This window comes from Amycolatopsis sp. BJA-103 (genome assembly GCF_002849735.1).
Taxonomy (GTDB): Bacteria; Actinomycetota; Actinomycetes; order Mycobacteriales; family Pseudonocardiaceae; genus Amycolatopsis.
On the sequence record NZ_CP017780.1, the window covers coordinates 9,049,318 to 9,065,195 of the forward strand.

The 15,878-nt window shown below is 67.5% G+C and carries 15 protein-coding genes; 8 read left to right on the forward strand and 7 right to left on the reverse strand.

Annotated elements, in window-relative coordinates; all coding sequences use genetic code 11:
• Positions 1–434 precede the first annotated feature (434 nt).
• Together BKN51_RS41075 and BKN51_RS41080 are read right to left on the reverse strand one after the other, a co-directional pair.
• Positions 435–2,921 carry a DNA gyrase/topoisomerase IV subunit A gene (locus BKN51_RS41075; protein ID WP_101612676.1) on the reverse strand — a complete coding sequence of 829 codons (2,487 nt, stop codon included), beginning with the start codon at positions 2,919–2,921 and terminating at the stop codon, positions 435–437.
• A 29-nt stretch (positions 2,922–2,950) separates the two neighbouring features.
• Entirely contained in the window at positions 2,951–5,002 is a 2,052-nt protein-coding gene (locus tag BKN51_RS41080; RefSeq protein WP_101612677.1) for a DNA gyrase/topoisomerase IV subunit B, read from the reverse strand.
• A gap of 319 nt (positions 5,003–5,321) precedes the next feature.
• On the opposite strand from BKN51_RS41080, the gene BKN51_RS41085 reads away from it, so the two are divergent.
• Positions 5,322–6,173 carry a hypothetical protein gene (locus BKN51_RS41085; RefSeq protein WP_236781092.1) on the forward strand — a complete coding sequence of 284 codons (852 nt, stop codon included), beginning with the start codon at positions 5,322–5,324 and terminating at the stop codon, positions 6,171–6,173.
• Here BKN51_RS41085 and BKN51_RS41090 read toward each other — a convergent pair.
• Positions 6,157–7,581, reverse strand: coding sequence for a glycoside hydrolase family 76 protein (locus tag BKN51_RS41090; protein ID WP_101613776.1), 1,425 nt, complete (start codon positions 7,579–7,581; stop codon positions 6,157–6,159). The two genes, BKN51_RS41085 and BKN51_RS41090, sit on opposite strands and share 17 nt — an antisense overlap.
• Positions 7,582–7,717: 136 nt before the next feature.
• Here BKN51_RS41090 and BKN51_RS41095 point away from each other — a divergent pair, with 136 nt between their 5' ends.
• The 5 genes from BKN51_RS41095 (at position 7,718) to BKN51_RS41115 (ending at position 11,715) form a co-directional block, all read left to right on the forward strand.
• Positions 7,718–8,806, forward strand: a complete 1,089-nt coding sequence (locus BKN51_RS41095; protein ID WP_101612679.1) for an LLM class flavin-dependent oxidoreductase — start codon at positions 7,718–7,720, stop codon at positions 8,804–8,806.
• Positions 8,803–9,387: an FMN reductase gene (locus tag BKN51_RS41100; RefSeq protein WP_101612680.1), complete on the forward strand. Its 585-nt coding sequence runs from the start codon at positions 8,803–8,805 to the stop codon at positions 9,385–9,387. Before BKN51_RS41095 ends, BKN51_RS41100 begins: the two co-directional genes overlap by 4 nt.
• Before the next feature lie 258 nt (positions 9,388–9,645).
• Complete coding sequence (locus BKN51_RS41105; RefSeq protein WP_101612681.1) at positions 9,646–10,059, forward strand: PGPGW domain-containing protein; 414 nt, start codon at positions 9,646–9,648, stop codon at positions 10,057–10,059.
• Positions 10,060–10,088: 29 nt separating this feature from the next.
• A complete protein-coding gene (locus tag BKN51_RS41110) occupies positions 10,089–10,772 on the forward strand; it encodes a TetR/AcrR family transcriptional regulator (protein ID WP_101613777.1) in 684 nt (227 codons plus the stop codon).
• An 85-nt stretch (positions 10,773–10,857) separates the two neighbouring features.
• Positions 10,858–11,715: an oxidoreductase gene (locus BKN51_RS41115; protein WP_101612682.1), complete on the forward strand. Its 858-nt coding sequence runs from the start codon at positions 10,858–10,860 to the stop codon at positions 11,713–11,715.
• Positions 11,716–11,787: 72 nt separating this feature from the next.
• Here the strand turns inward: BKN51_RS41115 and BKN51_RS41120 are convergent, their stop codons facing one another.
• Positions 11,788–12,612, reverse strand: a complete 825-nt coding sequence (locus BKN51_RS41120; protein WP_101612683.1) for an ABC transporter permease — start codon at positions 12,610–12,612, stop codon at positions 11,788–11,790.
• Positions 12,602–13,498, reverse strand: a complete 897-nt coding sequence (locus BKN51_RS41125; RefSeq protein ID WP_101612684.1) for an ABC transporter ATP-binding protein — start codon at positions 13,496–13,498, stop codon at positions 12,602–12,604. The genes BKN51_RS41120 and BKN51_RS41125 overlap by 11 nt, the downstream gene beginning before the upstream one ends.
• A 153-nt stretch (positions 13,499–13,651) precedes the next feature.
• Between BKN51_RS41125 and BKN51_RS41130 the strand changes: the two genes are divergently transcribed.
• Positions 13,652–14,110 carry a hypothetical protein gene (locus BKN51_RS41130; RefSeq protein ID WP_101612685.1) on the forward strand — a complete coding sequence of 153 codons (459 nt, stop codon included), beginning with the start codon at positions 13,652–13,654 and terminating at the stop codon, positions 14,108–14,110.
• 57 nt (positions 14,111–14,167) lie between these two features.
• On the opposite strand, the gene BKN51_RS41135 is transcribed toward BKN51_RS41130, so the two are convergent.
• Positions 14,168–14,650 carry a hypothetical protein gene (locus tag BKN51_RS41135; RefSeq protein WP_101612686.1) on the reverse strand — a complete coding sequence of 161 codons (483 nt, stop codon included), beginning with the start codon at positions 14,648–14,650 and terminating at the stop codon, positions 14,168–14,170.
• The gene (locus BKN51_RS41140) at positions 14,553–15,200 is read right to left on the reverse strand and encodes a hypothetical protein (protein ID WP_101612687.1); all 648 of its coding nucleotides are present in this window, start codon (positions 15,198–15,200) and stop codon (positions 14,553–14,555) included. The genes BKN51_RS41135 and BKN51_RS41140 overlap by 98 nt, the downstream gene beginning before the upstream one ends.
• Positions 15,201–15,641: 441 nt before the next feature.
• Between BKN51_RS41140 and BKN51_RS43415 the strand changes: the two genes are divergently transcribed.
• Positions 15,642–15,815, forward strand: coding sequence for a hypothetical protein (locus BKN51_RS43415; protein WP_158255792.1), 174 nt, complete (start codon positions 15,642–15,644; stop codon positions 15,813–15,815).
• Positions 15,816–15,878: the final 63 nt, after the last annotated feature.

The following is a 15,878-nucleotide window of genomic DNA, read 5'->3' on the forward strand; positions in this document are numbered from 1 at the left end:
CCCTCAGTACAAGAGTCGCAGCTCTGCTATCCGCGTCATTGCGTGAAGTGTCTGGGCCGAGCTGGCCGATCGGAAATGTATCCGCAGCCCGGCCGCAAGGTCAACTGGAAACAAGGAAAATGGGAATCGCCCGAATGGACTCTTGAAATGCCGGGACGCCGGAGTTCGGATGAGGTTCCCGAGTCGTCATGCCCTGGATCCCTACGATTTCGGCAACGAGGCCGAGAGATCTATGCTGAAAACGCCGCGTGGCCTGGGCGCTCAGGTGAGCGAAGGTCCCAGGCTTGCCTCTTAGGGGCGCAGACAGTGCCCTCATGTCTTACGCCATCCGCAGGCAGACGGCCGTCCGGCACAGGAAACCCCCTTGCTCGCGCCGGGCGCGAGCAAGGGGGCAGGAGGCGTTTCGCATTCAGAGGACTAAATGCGGCGACGGCCTAGGTGCGTTCGATGAGGTGACCCACGACCTCGGGACCCGGGTGCGCGTGGCCGGAGCCGTCGCGGCGCGGGTCGATCTCGGGCAGTTCCACGGGGTCGCCGTTGCGGGCCGCGCCGGCCGGGCGCGGGCCGATCCAGCCGACGATCAGTCGCGTCTCGCCCTTGAGGAACCGCTGTGCCCGGACACCGCCGGTCGCGCGGCCCTTGGCCGGGTACTCGTTGAACGGGGTCACCTTCACGCTCGCGCCGGTCGCGGTGACGACCATCGGCTCGCCGTGCTCGGCGTCGTCGGTCCGGATCGCACCGAAGAAGACCACTTCCGCCTCACCGCGCACCACGATCCCGGCCATGCCACCGCCCTTGAGGCCCTGTGGCCTTACCAGCGAAGCGGCGTAGCGCAGCAGTGACGCTTCGGACGACAGGAACGCCAGTGTCTCGTTGCCGTCGGTGAGCCAGGTGGCGCCGACGACCTCGTCGCCGTCCTTCAGGCTGATCACGTCGAACTCGTCGGAGCGGACCGGCCATTCCGGCGCGCACACCTTCACGACTCCGAGTTTCGTGCCGAGCGCGAGGCCTGGGGAGCCGGCCGCCTGCTCGCCGAGCGGAGCCAGCCCGACGACGTGCTCGCCCTTTTCCAGCGGTACCAGTTCCTTCGCGGCCATCCCGCCGCGCAGGGAGACGGTGCCCGCCTGCTCGGGCAGCACCGGCAGCGGCAGCACATCGGTCTTGAACGCACGTCCGCGGTTGGTCACCAGCAGCACCTGACCGCGCGCGGTCGAATGCACGACGGCGGACACGGAGTCGTGTTTGACGCGGCCGTTGCGGCGCCGTACTTCCGACGCCTCCTCCGATTCCGCGGCCGTCCGCGCGACCAGGCCGGTGGCCGACAGGATCACCTGGCACGGGTCGTCGGTGACCTCCAGCGGACCGGACGGCTTCGACGCGGCGAGGACCTCCTTGAGGTCGCCGTCGATCAGCGCGGTGCGGCGTTCGGTCGGGGAGTCCTTGGCGACCTTGGCCAGTTCGGCCGAGACGACCTTCTTCAGCACCGTCTCGTCGTCGAGGATCTTCGACAGCTCGGCGATCTCTTCGCGCAGCTTGTCCTGCTCGGCCTCGAGTTCGATGCGGTCGTACTTCGTGAGCCGCCGCAGCGGGGTGTCCAGGATGTACGTCGCCTGGATCTCCGAGAGCTTGAACCGCTTCATCAGGCCGTCCTTCGCGGCCGCGGCGTTCTCGCTCTCGCGGATCAGCTTGATCACCTTGTCGATGTTGAGCAGGGCCGCCAGCAGGCCCTCGACCAGGTGCAGACGCTCTTCGCGCTTGCGGCGGCGGTAGCGCGTGCGGCGGGTGACGACCTCGTAGCGGTGGCTGAGGAAGACCTCCAGCAGCGCCTTGAGCCCCAGCGTCCGCGGCTGTCCTTCGACCAGCACCAGGTTGTTGATGCCGAAGGACTGCTCCAGCGGCGTCAGCCGGTACAGGTCCGCCAGCAGCGCCTGCGGGTTCACGCCGACCTTGCATTCGACGACCAGCCGTGTGCCGTTCTCGCGGTCGGTGAGGTCCTTGACGTCGGCGATGCCGGTGAGCCGCTTGGACTTGTTGACCTCGTCGGTGATCTTCTCGATCACCTTCTCCGGGCCGACGCCGTACGGCAGCTCGGTGACGGTGATCGCCTGGCGGCCGCGGCTGCCTTCCAGCGGGCCGGTCTCGGCGCTGGCGCGCATGCGCACCACGCCGCGGCCGGTCTCGTACGCGCGGCGGACCTCGTCGAGGCCCAGCAGCGAACCGCCGGTCGGCAGGTCGGGGCCCGGGACGAACTCCATCAGCTTGTCGAGGGTGGCGTTCGGGTGGTTGATCAGCCACCGCGCCGCGCCGATGACCTCGGTCAGGTTGTGCGGGATCATGTTGGTCGCCATCCCGACCGCGATCCCGGAAGTGCCGTTGACCAGCAGGTTCGGGAAGGCCGCGGGCAGCACCGACGGCTCTTCGAGTGAACCGTCGTAGTTCGGCCGGAAGTCGACGGTGTCCTCGCCGAGTTCGCCGACCAGCAGCATCGCCTCCGGGGACAGCCGCGCCTCGGTGTATCGCGAGGCGGCCGGGCCGTCGTCGGGCGAGCCGAAGTTGCCGTGCCCGTCGACCAGCGGGACGTTGAGCGAGAAGTCCTGCGCGAGCCGGACCATGGCGTCGTAGATCGCCGTGTCGCCGTGCGGGTGGTACTTGCCCATCACGTCGCCGACCACGCGGGACGACTTCACGTACGCGTGCGTCGGCCGGTAGCCGTTCTCGTTCATCGAGTACATGATCCGGCGGTGGACCGGCTTCAACCCGTCTCGCGCGTCCGGGAGCGCCCGCGAGTGGATGACGGAGTAGGCGTACTCCAGGTACGAATCCTCGATCTCCGTCTTCAGCGAGTTGTCGAAGACGTTCGCGCCGGGCCGGTCGAACGCGGAGGGGTCGACCTTGGTGGTGGTGCCCTTACGGCGTGCCATTGCTCAAAGCTCCTTGAATAGCAACGAAATCAGGCGTCGATGGCTTCGCGGTCGACCCGGTCGGAGGATTCGACCAGCCAGTTGCGGCGCGGCTCGACCTTCTCGCCCATCAACAGTTCGAGCGCGTTCTCCGCGGCTTCGACGTCGTCGAGGGTGATACGGCGGACCGAGCGGGTGGCGGGGTTCATCGTGGTGTCCCACAGTTCGTCGGCGTCCATCTCGCCGAGGCCCTTGAACCGCGGCACCGGCGTGACGATCTGCTTGCCCGCGCGCTCCAGCGCCGCGAACTTGGTCTCCATCTCCTTCTGGCTGAAGGTGAAGTGGGTCTCCGGGTTGCGGCCCTTGGTGACCAGTTTGTGCAGCGGCGGCATCGCGGCGTAGAGCCTGCCGTCCTCGATGACCGGCCGCATGTACTTGGCGAACAGCGTGATCAGCAGTGTCCGGATGTGCGAACCGTCGACGTCCGCGTCGGCCATCAGGATCACCCGGCCGTAGCGCATGGTCGTCAGGTCGAACGTGCGCCCGCTGCCCGCGCCGAGCACCTGCACGATCGAGGCGATCTCGGCGTTCTTCAAGGTGTCGCCGAGCGACGCCTTCTGGACGTTCAGGATCTTGCCGCGCAAGGGAAGCAGCGCCTGGTATTCCGACACGCGCGCCATCCGGGCCGAACCGAGCGCGCTGTCACCCTCGACGAGGAACAGCTCACTGCGGGAGACGCCGGTGGTGCGGCAGTCGACCAGCTTCGGCGGCATGGCCGCGCCTTCGAGCGCGGTCTTGCGCCGGGCGGCGTCCTTCTGCTGCTTCTGGGTGAGCCGGACGCGTGCCGCGTCGACCACCTTCTGCAGCACGATCTTGGCTTCGGACTTGGTCTTGCGCTCTTCGGTCCAGGCGCGGATGTGCTTGTCGACGACGCCCTGGATGACCCGGGTGATCCCGGCGGTGGACAGTTCGTCCTTGGTCTGCGAGGTGAACTGCGGCTCCGGCAGCCGGACGTGGACGACCGCTGTCATGCCTTCGAGGACGTCCTCGACGGTCGGCATGTCCTCCTTGGGCTTGAGTAGCCCGCGGGTCTTGGAAATGGCGTCCTGCAAGGACTTCAGCACCGCGCGGTCGAAACCGCGGCGGTGCGTGCCGCCGTGCACGTTGCGGATGGTGTTGGTGAAGCACTCCACCGTGCGCTCGTAGCCGGTGCCCCAGCGCAGCGCGACCTCGATCTCGGCGTGACGCTCCACATTGGACTGCATGACCCCGCTGGCGTCCGCGGCGTTCTCCTTGTACGTGCCCTCGCCGTTGATGATCAGCGTGCCGCAGACGGGTTTTTCGCTGTCCGGGGCGAGGAAGTCGACCATGTCGGCCAGGCCGTCGGGGAAGTGGAAGGTCTCTTCGCTGATCGAGTCGTCGACGGCGGTGCGCAGGATGTACGTGACGCCCGGGACCAGGAACGCGGTGTTGCGCATCTTCGCGCGGACGCCTTCGACGTCGAGCACGGCGCCCGTCTCGAAGTAGCGCGAGTCGTACCAGTACCGGATCGAGGTGCCGCCGCGCTCGCCGCGCTTCATCTTCCCGGTGATGTTCAGCCCGGACTTGCGGGTGAACTTCGCCTTCGGGCCGGGCCCGTCGAACACGCCGGGGACGCCGTGCGCGAACGACATCTGGTGGACCTTGCCGTCCTGCTTCACCGTGACGTCGAAGCGGTGCGACAGCGCGTTCACCGCCGAAGCGCCGACACCGTGCAGGCCGCCGGAGGTCTTGTAGCCCGAGCCGCCGAACTTGCCGCCGGCGTGCAGCCTCGTCAGCACCAGCTCGACACCGGACAAACCGGATTTGGCGTGCGTGCCGGTGGGGATGCCGCGGCCGTCGTCGTCGACCTGGACACTGCCGTCGGCGTGCAGGGTGACCACGATCTTCGCGGCGTGACCCGCCACACCTTCATCGGTCGAGTTGTCCACGACCTCGGAGAACAGGTGGTTGATGCCGCGGCTGTCGGTGGAGCCGATGTACATCCCGGGACGCTTGCGGACCGCTTCCAGACCCTCGAGATGCGTCAGGTCGTCGGCCCCGTACAGGGTCTCAGCAGTCACTGGGTCTTTCTCCTGGAGTCGTGGCTCGCGAACTTGCTCGTGACGGTGGCGTTCAACGCGACACCGTACTGGAGGATATCCGGCCGCCCCGACAGTTAGTCTTCCCGAGCGCCCTCGGTGTGGCGAACCACCTGTCCCGATGGCCGGGTCATGGCCGCCGCGAGCGGCTTTCTCCTTCTTCGGATGAGGCGTTATCGTTTCTCGTGTCACAGGGTGACGGGGGGAAGCAGTGGTCGTCGGAATCGGCCCCACACGTGCGTCGACCGCACAGCGCGTGGTGAGTCTCTGGTATTTCGTGGTGGCGGTAGGGTCACTCGGCGTGTTCGCGCCGCTGGCGTTCGTGCACGCCGCGTGGCGGCTGCGACGGGCCGCCCTGTGGTTCTACGTGCTCGGCTACAGCCTCATGTCCTTCTTCATGACCTACTCGCTCGCGCGGGCGGGCGACGCGGACAACACGGAGATAGCGTTCGGCTTCTTCTGGTTCTTCGGCACGATCCTGTTGGTCACAGTGTCCTGTGTGCACCTCGCTCTGCTGCGGAAGAAGATCCTCTATCCGCCGCCGACGGTGTGGGTGGCGTCCGGCATGCACTGCGGGCTGTTCTCGATCGACATCGCCGGCTTCGGGCAGGTCGGGCGCAGCAGCGAGATCTTCGTCCAGGTCCGGCGGATGCTCTTCGGCCTGCTGGAGAACGCCTTCACGGGCAGCGGGATCGCCTGGGAAGTCTGCCTGAAGAGCGACACCGGGGACGGGATGATCGTGGTCATCCCGCCGCAGTTCCCGAAGTTCAGGCTGCTGTACCCGCTCCTCGCCCAGCTCGCGGCGGACCTGGCCAGGTACAACGTGGTCACGGCGCCCGAGCTGCGGATCAGGGTGCGGGTCGCGATCCACGCCGGCGAGGTCACGCTCGACGAATACGGCGTGACGGGGCGGCCGAAGGTGCTGCTGGCCCGGCTGCTCGATTCACGGGTGTTGCGTGACGCGCTGGCCGAGGCGCCGGACGGTTCGCCCATGGTCGTGCTCGTCTCGGACCGGTTCCACGAGGACGTCCAGGACCAGGGCGGCCCCGGTCTCGACACGATGAGCTACCGGCAGGTGCTCGTGCACGAGAAGGAGACCGAGGTCCGCGCCTGGCTGCACGTCCCGGATCCGGTGATCAGAGTGCTGCCGTGAGTACCTCCAGCGCGCTGTGCTGACGAGCGGCGTCGACCTTGTCGACCGGTCCCGACCAGCGCAGGCCGTGCTGGTCTAGCGACGTGCGGTTGTGCGCGATCGTCGAGTTCGCTTGGCGCGTCAGGTAAGCGCGGTACGGCCTGCCCGTCAGTGCCCGGTCCAGCTCGCCGAGGTTGCGGGCGTACGCGCCCTTGAACGACGGTCCGTCGGCGCCGCAGTCGCCGGACTCGCACGGATCGCGCAGGATCCCGTTCGCGTGCAGCAGTGACGTCGTGGTGGAGGCGTCGGCGAGCCGGCGGGCACGGGTGAGCAGGGCGGTGTCACCGGTCGCGCGGTTCAGTTCGAGCAGCGCGCCGAGGACGATGCCCTGGTTGTAACTCCAGACGGCTTGCCCGTTGTTGGCGCAGGAGGCGTTCAGGCCGTCGTTGATCAGGGCGTTCCCGTTGATCATGCCGCTCGCGCGGAACCAGTCCCAGACCTCGCGTGCCCGCGCGAGCTGGCGTGTGTCGCCGGGGAGCCGGTTGTGCAGTGACGCGGCGACCTTGACGTACAGCTCGTTGGTGACGGCGTTCTTGTACGTCTTCGCCGTCGACCACCAGAGTCCGCCGCCGCAGGTGCCGTCGCGGTAGGAGTACATGTAGTCGGCCGCGATGACGGCGGTGTCGAGGTAGCGGCGGTCCTTGGTCAGGTCGTAGGCGCGGATCCAGGCGAGCGCCCACCAGCCGGTGTCGTCGATGTACTCGTTCGTGAAGTTGTCGCCGCGGTTGCGGTCGAAGGTGTTGGCGATGGCGTGGCGGTAGTTCCGCGAGCCGGTGCGGGTGCTGTAGTCGAGGATCGCGGTGAGCGCGTTCGCCGAGTTCCACCAGCCCGTGGTCTGCCAGAGGCCGGTGCCGTTGTCGTAGAACTGCATGAGCGCGGTGGCCGCGGCTTCGGCGCGGTCGCGCGCGGCGACCGTGGTGCGGAACCACGGTGTGCAGGCGATTTCCGGCCGGTTGCCCGCCTTCCCGCACGCGCGCAGGGCGCCGAACCGGTGGGTGGTGGGGTCGTCCACGTTGAACATCAGGGTCCGCCAGCCGCGCTGACCGTCGGGGATCTCGGTGTCACCGATCCGGCTGTCTCCGGCCCACGTGCGGCCGCCGTCGAAGGAGCGGTCGAGCCAGACCTCGTCGCCGGGGTCGCCGTTGCCGATGCTGCCCCAGCCCATGTCGTCGCCGTCGGAGAGATGCAGTGTGATGCCACGGCCCCAGACGGTCGCCGTACTGGGTCTTCTTTCGCCGACGGCCAGTGCGGGATCGCGGCTGTCGCAGTACTTGGCGCAGATCGTCGCGGCGACGGTGGGTTCGGGAGTGGTGGTGGCCGGCGTGAAAGCGAATGTCAACGTTGTCACAAGCAGGGAGGTGAGCCACATGGATTCGAGTGTGAGGGCGGCCACTTTCCGGGACTGATCAAGTCACTCGATCAGCTGGCGCCGAACGTCTGGAATACTTCTTGCGCGCGTAAGGTTGAACGCTCAAGCAACAGTAACCCGGTCTAGGGAGCAGGTCATGCAGTTCGGAATCTTCACGGTGGGCGATGTGACGACCGACCCGGCCACCGGGGAGGCGCCCAGCGAGTACGAGCGGATCAAGGCGATGGTGCGGATCGCGCTCAAGGCCGAAGAAGTCGGCCTCGACGTCTTCGCGACCGGCGAGCACCACAACCCGCCGTTCGTGCCTTCTTCGCCGACGACGATGCTCGGCTACATCGCCGCGCAGACGTCGAAACTCATCCTTTCCACCTCGACCACGCTGATCACCACGAACGACCCGGTGAAGATCGCCGAGGACTTCGCGATGCTGCAGCACCTCGCCGACGGCCGCGTCGACCTGATGATGGGCCGCGGCAACACCGGCCCGGTGTACCCGTGGTTCGGGCAGGACATCCGGCAGGGGATCCCGCTCGCCATCGAGAACTACCACCTGCTGCACCGGTTGTGGCGCGAGGACGTGGTCAGCTGGTCCGGCAAGTTCCGGACGCCGCTGCAGGAGTTCACCTCGACCCCGCGGCCGCTCGACGGGGTGCCGCCGTTCGTCTGGCACGGTTCGATCCGCAGCCCGGAGATCGCGGAGCAGGCCGCTTACTACGGCGACGGGTTCTTCGCGAACCACATCTTCTGGCCGAAGGAGCACTTCCAGGCGCTGATCGAGCTGTACCGCGAGCGGTACGAGCACTACGGGCACGGCAAGGCGGACCAGGCGATCGTCGGCCTCGGCGGCCAGGTGTTCCTGCGGCCGAAGTCGCAGGACGCGGTGCGGGAGTTCCGGCCGTACTTCGACAACGCGCCGGTGTACGGGCACGGGCCGTCGCTGGAGGAGTTCACCGAGCAGACGCCGCTGACCGTCGGCAGCCCGCAAGAGGTGATCGACAAGACGCTGACCTTCCGCGAACACTTCGGCGACTACCAGCGTCAGCTGTTCCTGCTGGACCACGCCGGGCTGCCGTTGAAGACCGTGCTGGAACAGCTCGATCTGCTGGGCGAGCACGTGATCCCGGTGCTGCGTAAGGAACTCGACTCCCTTCGTCCTGCTCACGTGCCTGAGGCTCCTACGCACGCTTCGCTTCTTTCGGAGGCTTCTTCGGCGGTGACCGCATGACGACGATCGCTGTCGTGACCGCGGGGTTGAGCCAGCCGTCCTCGACGCGGCTGCTCGCGGACAAACTGGCCGCGGCGACTTCTTCGGTGCTGCCGGACGTGAAGATCGAGGTGATCGAACTTCGTGACCTCGCCCTCGACGTCACGAAGAACATGCTGACCGGGTTTCCCTCCCCGGCCCTGCGCGCGGCCATCGACACGGTGACCGCCGCGGACGGCCTGATCGCCGTGACACCGGTGTTCACCGCGTCGTACAGCGGACTGTTCAAGTCGTTCTTCGACGTGCTGGAGCAGAAGGCGCTCGACGGGAAGCCGGTACTGATCGGCGCCACCGGCGGAACCGAACGGCACTCGCTGGTACTCGATTTCGCGCTGCGTCCGCTCTTCGCCTACCTTCGCGCCGAGCCTGTCGCGACGGCGGTGTACGCGGCTTCGTCGGACTGGGCGTCTCCCGGGGATCTCGACGCGCGGGCTTCGCGGGCTGGGCGGGAGTTCGCCTCGCGGCTCTCGTCGGAGGGAGCGGTTGTGGCTCCGAGCAGTGGGTTTGTGCCGTTCGAGCAGCTGTTGGGCGCGGGGGAGTGAGCAAGGGACCTTTGCTATCGCCGGGGTGAGGTGATCCACCCCGCTCGGCCGGATCGCGCGGCCAGCCGACCAGCACAAGGGTGGCGATTCAGCGTGTGCCGGAGTCGACGACGAAGGAATCGGGACGTTGAGTGTCCCGATTCCTTCATCGTCGATGGATCGCTTCGTTGATCAAGACCGTGCCTCCATCCTTCGACCGGGCGGGACCAGCGCGTTCCCGGCACAATCAGTCTCAGGAACGACGGCGAGGAGAATGACGTGGGCATCGGAAAACCCGTGAGGCAGGTGCTGATCCTGATCGCGGGCGTCATTCTGCTGCTGGTCGGCATCGCGCTGCTCGTGCTGCCAGGACCCGGCCTGCTGCTGGTGCTCGCGGGGCTGCTCGTGCTGGCTTCGGAGTTCCCGGCGGTGGAGAAGTACGTCGATCCCATCCGCGACAGGGCGATGAAGGCGGCCGAGGACAGTGTTTCGTCTCCGCTGCGCATCGCGGGTTCGGTGCTGGCCGGGCTGGGGCTACTGGCCGCGGGAGTGGTCTGGGGACTCGTACCCGGGCTGCCGCTCGGCGGATGGAGCACCGGTTCGAGCCTGATCCTGTCCGGGCTCATCCTGTTCGCTTTGCTGATCTGGAGCTACAAGCGGGTGCAGGCCCGGAGGGCCGCGAAGGCCGAATAACAGCCGGGTGGTCTGGTACCGTGCGGCGCGTGTCCCCCGACTTCCAGCGCGCACGGCGGCCGGAACAGGTGGAGGCGCGGCGCACGGCGATCCTCGACTCGGCGCGCGAACTCCTGGCCGAGCGGCCTGTCTCGCAGATCAGCCTGCGCGAACTGAGCGATCGCGTCGGCCTGGCGAAGTCGAACGTGCTGCGGTACTTCGACAGCCGCGAGGCGATCTTCCTGGAGGTCCTCGACTCGATCTGGGTCGCGTGGCTCGACGAGCTCGAAGACGAACTAGGTGCCCCGAGAGATGCGAAACCTGGTTACGAGCGCGAAGTACGCGTCGCGACCGTCATCGCGACGTCGATTTCGCGGCAGCGCCTCCTGTGCGAGCTGATCAGCACGATGGCGGCCGTGCTCGAACGCAACATCTCCGTCGAGACCGCCCGGGCGTTCAAGACCCGGGCCGGCGAACGCACCGAACGGCTCGCGGACGTCGTCCGGGCCCAGGTCCCGTTGGACGCCGCAGCCGCCGGACACTTCGCGAAGGCCGTCTTCATCCTCGTCGCTGGACTGTGGCCCTACGCGAACCCTGGTGAGGCCGTTGCGACGGTCATGGCCGAACGGGGAGCACCCGCGGGTCGCGAGATGTTCGTCGACGGGCTGGCCGAAGGACTGGCGAACCAGCTGGTCGGCCTGGTCGTTCGCGCAGGTCAGAGCCTCGGGCGATAGCAAAGGTCCCCTGCTCCCTTCCCGCGCGCGCCGAGGCGGCCGACCCTGCATAGGGTGAGCCGGGAACCACGACCAAGGAGCGATCATGAGCCCAGGCGGCACCCTCACTCTCGGCGATCTCACCGTGAGCCGGATGGGCTACGGCGCCATGCGGCTGTCCGGCCCCGGCATCTGGGGGCCGCCGGAGGATCGCGAAACCGCGATCGCCGTCCTCCGCGCGGCGGTCGAGCTGGGCGTGACCCACATCGACACCAGCGATTTCTACGGGCCGCACACGACCAACGAGCTGATCCGCGAGGCGCTGCACCCGTACCCGGAGAACCTGCACCTCGTCACGAAGGTCGGCGCGAAGCGGACTCCGGACAAGGGCTGGCCTTCGGCGCTCTCGCGTGAGGAGCTGACCTCCGCGGTCCACGACAACCTGCGCAACCTCGGCGTCGACGTGCTCGACGTCGTCAATCTGCGGCTCGCGGGGGAGCACGGCGTCTTCCCGATCCCGGTCTCGATCACGGAGCCGTTCGAGGTCCTCGCCGAACTTCAGCAGCAGGGCCTGATCCGGCACCTCGGCCTGAGCCACGTCTCGGCGGAGCAGGTCAAGGAGGCCCGCTCCATCGCGCCGGTCGTCTGCGTGCAGAACGAGTACAACGTCGCGAACCGCGTCAACGACGGGCTGCTCGACGCGCTCGCGGCCATCAACATCCCGTTCGTGCCGTACTTCCCGCTCGGCGGGTTCACCCCGCTGCAGTCCGGCGTGCTCGACGACTGCGCCCGCCGCGTCGACGCGACGCCGATGCAGGTCGCGCTCGCGTGGCTGCTTCAGCGGTCACCGAACATCCTGGTGATCCCCGGTACGTCGTCGCTGCTGCACCTGCACGAGAACGTCGCCGCCGCGAAGCTGGAGCTGCCCGAGGACGTCGTCGCGGACCTCGACACCCTCGCCTGATCCCGAGTGAAGGCCCCCTTCCCGCGGCTCTGCTTGTAAAACCCAGCAGAGGGAAGGGGCCTTCACGCGCTTTCAGCGGACATCCCGGCGTCGCAGCAGCCAGCCGCCGAGAACGGCGAAGGCCACCAGGTAGCCGGCCACCACCAGCGTCGCCTGGGAGACGCCGACGAGTTCCCCGATTCCCGGCGTCGCCCCCGAAGCGCCGAGCGACGCGGCCAGCGAACCGGCGTTGGCTCCCGGCAGAGCCAGCTGGAGCGTGCCGACCCAGTCCAGCAGCGGGGCCGCGACGCCGAACAGCAGGTTCTGGACCACCAGCAACCACACCAGGCCGAGCCCGATCGGCAGTGCCACTCCGCGCATCGCGATGGCGAGCGCGGCGCCGAGAACGGCCCAGGTCATCGCGATCAGCCAGCCCGCGCCGATCCCGGTGACGAGCTCGCCGAACGCGGGCCAGTTCATCGGTTCGCCTTCCGAGGAGGCGATGATCGCGCTCGTGGCGGCTCCGGCCACGAAGCTCGTCAGCACGACGGCCAGGGTCGCGACGGCCAGCGCGAACAACTTTCCACTGTAGACGGTCAGCCGCGAAGGTCCTTGTGTCAGCACGGTCTTCCACGTGCTCCAGCCGTATTCGGTGCCGACGGCCAGCACCCCGAGCACGAGCACGATCGCGCCGAGGAACACCGGCAGCCCGCCGATCGAGTTGCCGACCAGGTTCGACGGCATGGTCGCGGCCAGCCCGCGATCCGTGCCGGGCGCCCCGCTCGACGAACCCGCCGCGCCCGCGAGCGGCAGCAGATAGGTGAAGGTCAGGCCGAGCACGACCGCGATCCCCAGCATGAACCAGTTCGCCGGACGCCGGACGAGTTTCGCCAGCTCGGCGGTGCAGCTACCCCACATGACTTGCCACCTCTCCGGTGAGCTCGAAGAAAACCTGCTCCAGATCCCGTTCGCGGACGTGCAGTTCGCGCACCGGGATCCCTTCCGTGACGAGCTCGCGGTTCAGCCACGACGCGCGGTCCGGGTCGACGGTCAGATCGAGTCCGGTCCCGCTCGCGCGTACGTTCTCCGCGCCGATCCAGTGCTTCACCAGGTCGGCGGCACGCAGGATCTCGTCGGTTTCGATGTGCAGCACCGTGCCGCCGCGGAGTTCGGTCACCGTGTTCTCCGCGACCAGCCGTCCCCGCGAGACGACGCCGACCCGGTCGCAGATCTGCTGGACCTCGCCCAGCAGATGGCTCGACAGCAGGACGGTGCAGCCTTCCGCGCCCAGCCGCCGGATCAGCACGCGCATGTCGGCCATTCCCGCCGGGTCCAGGCCGTTGGTCGGTTCGTCGAGGATCAGCAGCCGCGGATCCTTCAACAGCGCCGCCGCGACCCCCAGCCGCTGCTTCATCCCGAGGGAGTAGGTCGAGTACCGGTCCTTGCCGCGATCGGCGAGATCGACCAGCGAGAGCACTTCGCCGACGCGGAGCGGATCCGTTCCGCTGTACCGGGCCAGCACCTTGAGATTGTCCGCGCCGGACAGATACGGGTAGAAGCCCGGCGATTCGATCAGCGCGCCGACCCCGTCGAGGTCTCCGGGCGGCCTGCCGAACAGCCGCACGCTGCCGGACGTCGGGCGGACGAGCCCCAGCAGCATCCGCAACGTCGTCGTCTTGCCGGCGCCGTTCGGGCCGAGGAAACCGTAGATCTCGCCGGGCAGCACGGTCAGTTTCATCCGGTCGACGGCGAGATGTTCTCCGTACCGTTTCGTGAGTTCGTCTGTGTCCACGGGAAGGTTCATGGTGACGAATGGTGGCTCTCGCGAGGCCTCACCACATCCGTTCACAAGCGGCACCCGGCGTACGTCATCGGACGTAGCGCATGGCCGGAATCCTGCGACATCCGTCGAAAACACCCGTATCGAGCGCCGGGGTGATGATCTTAGGCTCGGCGGGTGTCGAAAGTACTTTTGATCCTCCACGTGCTCGCCGCCGTCATCGCGGTCGGTCCGGTCACCGTCGCGGCGAGCATGTTCCCGGCCGCCGCCCGGCGCGCGTTCGCCGAACCGGGTTCCGGGCTGTCCGTCCTGCGCATGCTCAACCGGATCTGCCGGGTGTACGCGATCTTCGGGGTGGCCGTGCCGTTGTTCGGGCTGGCGACCGCGGGCAGCATGCGGGTCTTCGGTGACGTGTGGGTGATCGTGTCGATCGTGCTCACCGCCGCGGCCGCCGGGGTGCTGGCGTTGCTGGTCCTGCCCGGGCAGAACGCGATTCTCGCGGTGCTGGACGCCGAGCGGCCGTCGGAACCGGTGACGGCGGGGCGCGTGGCGATGTACACGGGGATGTTCAACCTGCTCTGGGCCGTGGTGACGGTGCTGATGATCGTGCGGCCCGGGTCGACGACCGGCGCGTAAAAGCTCGTGAGTGGTACGGACGGTTAGAACCGTCCCTACCACTCACGAGCTCTTGGACTACGTGCTCAGCAGTTGATTGAAGAACGAGCGGTAGCGGCGCAACGCGATCCGCAGATCCTCGGTGGCCGGTTCGCCCTGGCTCCACGCGGATTCCAGTTCCTTCTTGTGGTCCGCGAAGGTCGTGGCGAGGTTCTGGATCACGACGGCGACGAGTTCGTCGGCCTCCTTGACCGCCCGCTGCGGATCGTCCACAAAGGCCGTCTGGATGCCCTGCCAGCTGTCGCGGAACCTGTCCACGTCGACGTTGTCGAACAACGTCTGCGCCTTGTCTTCGTGATGTTCGGTCGTGGTCCCGGTGGTGCGCTCGGGTTCGGCGGCCACCAGGTCCTCGGTGCTCAGCGTGTGCCCGGAATCCTCGTCGGCCCGGGTGTCGCCGAGACCGTCAGCGGTCGGTTCCCCGTCGAGCCGATCCGTCGTCCCCGCGACGCGTTCCGTGCTCCGCGGTTCCGTTCCCTCGGTTCCCAGAGGCCTGCTCTCCATGACTTTCCGCTCCTTCGCCACCATCGGTCAACAGATCTTCGAACACCTCGCGGTAGTGCTTCATCGCTTCACGCATGTCCTCCGTGGACATTTCGGAATCCCGATGGCGCACCAGCGTGTCGTGCCCGGCGCGGTAGTGCCGCAACGCGTTCGCGTGCCGGACGGACAGATCCGCGAGCTGCTGGTCGTACCCTTCGGTCGGGTAGCCGCGCTCGGCCATCAGGGAGACCAATACCCGGTCCGCGTCGACGACGGCACCGGACGGGCGGTCGACGAACTGTTCCTGGATCAGTGCCCATTCCTGCGCGTACCGGTCCTTTGTGGACGACGGCAGCGGCCGGATGTCGAGGTCCGAGTGGCGTTTCACTCGCGACGACAGCTCGCGTTCCGCTTCTCGCGGGCTTTCGTGTTCCTTGACGGCCCGGTCGTATTCGGGCCCGAACGTCTCTCGCAACCGCCGCTTGCGTTGCTCCGCGACGACGAACCAAGCGGCCGCTCCCACCACCAGGACCGCGGCGATGACGATGATGATGACCAACCACGTGGGCATCGTTATCTCCTCCGGATGTTTTGCCAGGCAACCCCCGACGAGCCGTGAGTTCCCCGGCCTTCGTGGCCGGAAACCCTTGTGCCACAAGTATTTTTGGATCTTAGGCCGGATGGCGCAGTGGGCTCTGCCGGGTCCGCGCGTGGCTTCCGGCCGGTTTCCCTTCCCGGGCAAGGGATTCGTTGATGATCTCGGTCCCGCTGGCGGATCGGAGACGGCGTACCCCCCGTTCGGCCATTCGGCGCAGGTCGTGAGGTTCGCTAACTAGGCGTCCCCCTTTTGGGTGCCGCCGATGACTCAGTGTAGGTAAAAACTCCCGATCACTGCTCCGTTGTGGCACTATTGCCCCGTTCGCAGGAAGAGGGCCTGCGAATCAGAGGGGGCCTGGTGTGACGGGGCTGCCTGGTACGACAAAGAAAGATCATCAGGGGAGGAGATCGTCAAATGTCGACGCCTACGGACGTCAAGGATCCCATCGGTGAGGAAGAGCCGGTCGACCCGGCTCAGCCCAAGCCCGACCAGGGAGAACACCAGCACAGCCCCGACTGCGAGCACCAGAACGAACGAGTCTGGGACTGCCCTGGCGGATGCGCTCAGACGCCGCCGCCCACTCCCTGAGCACACTCCTGGCTGAAGAGGTTTCGCCCGTCACCCGGGTAAGAACCGGTGGCGGGCGACTCT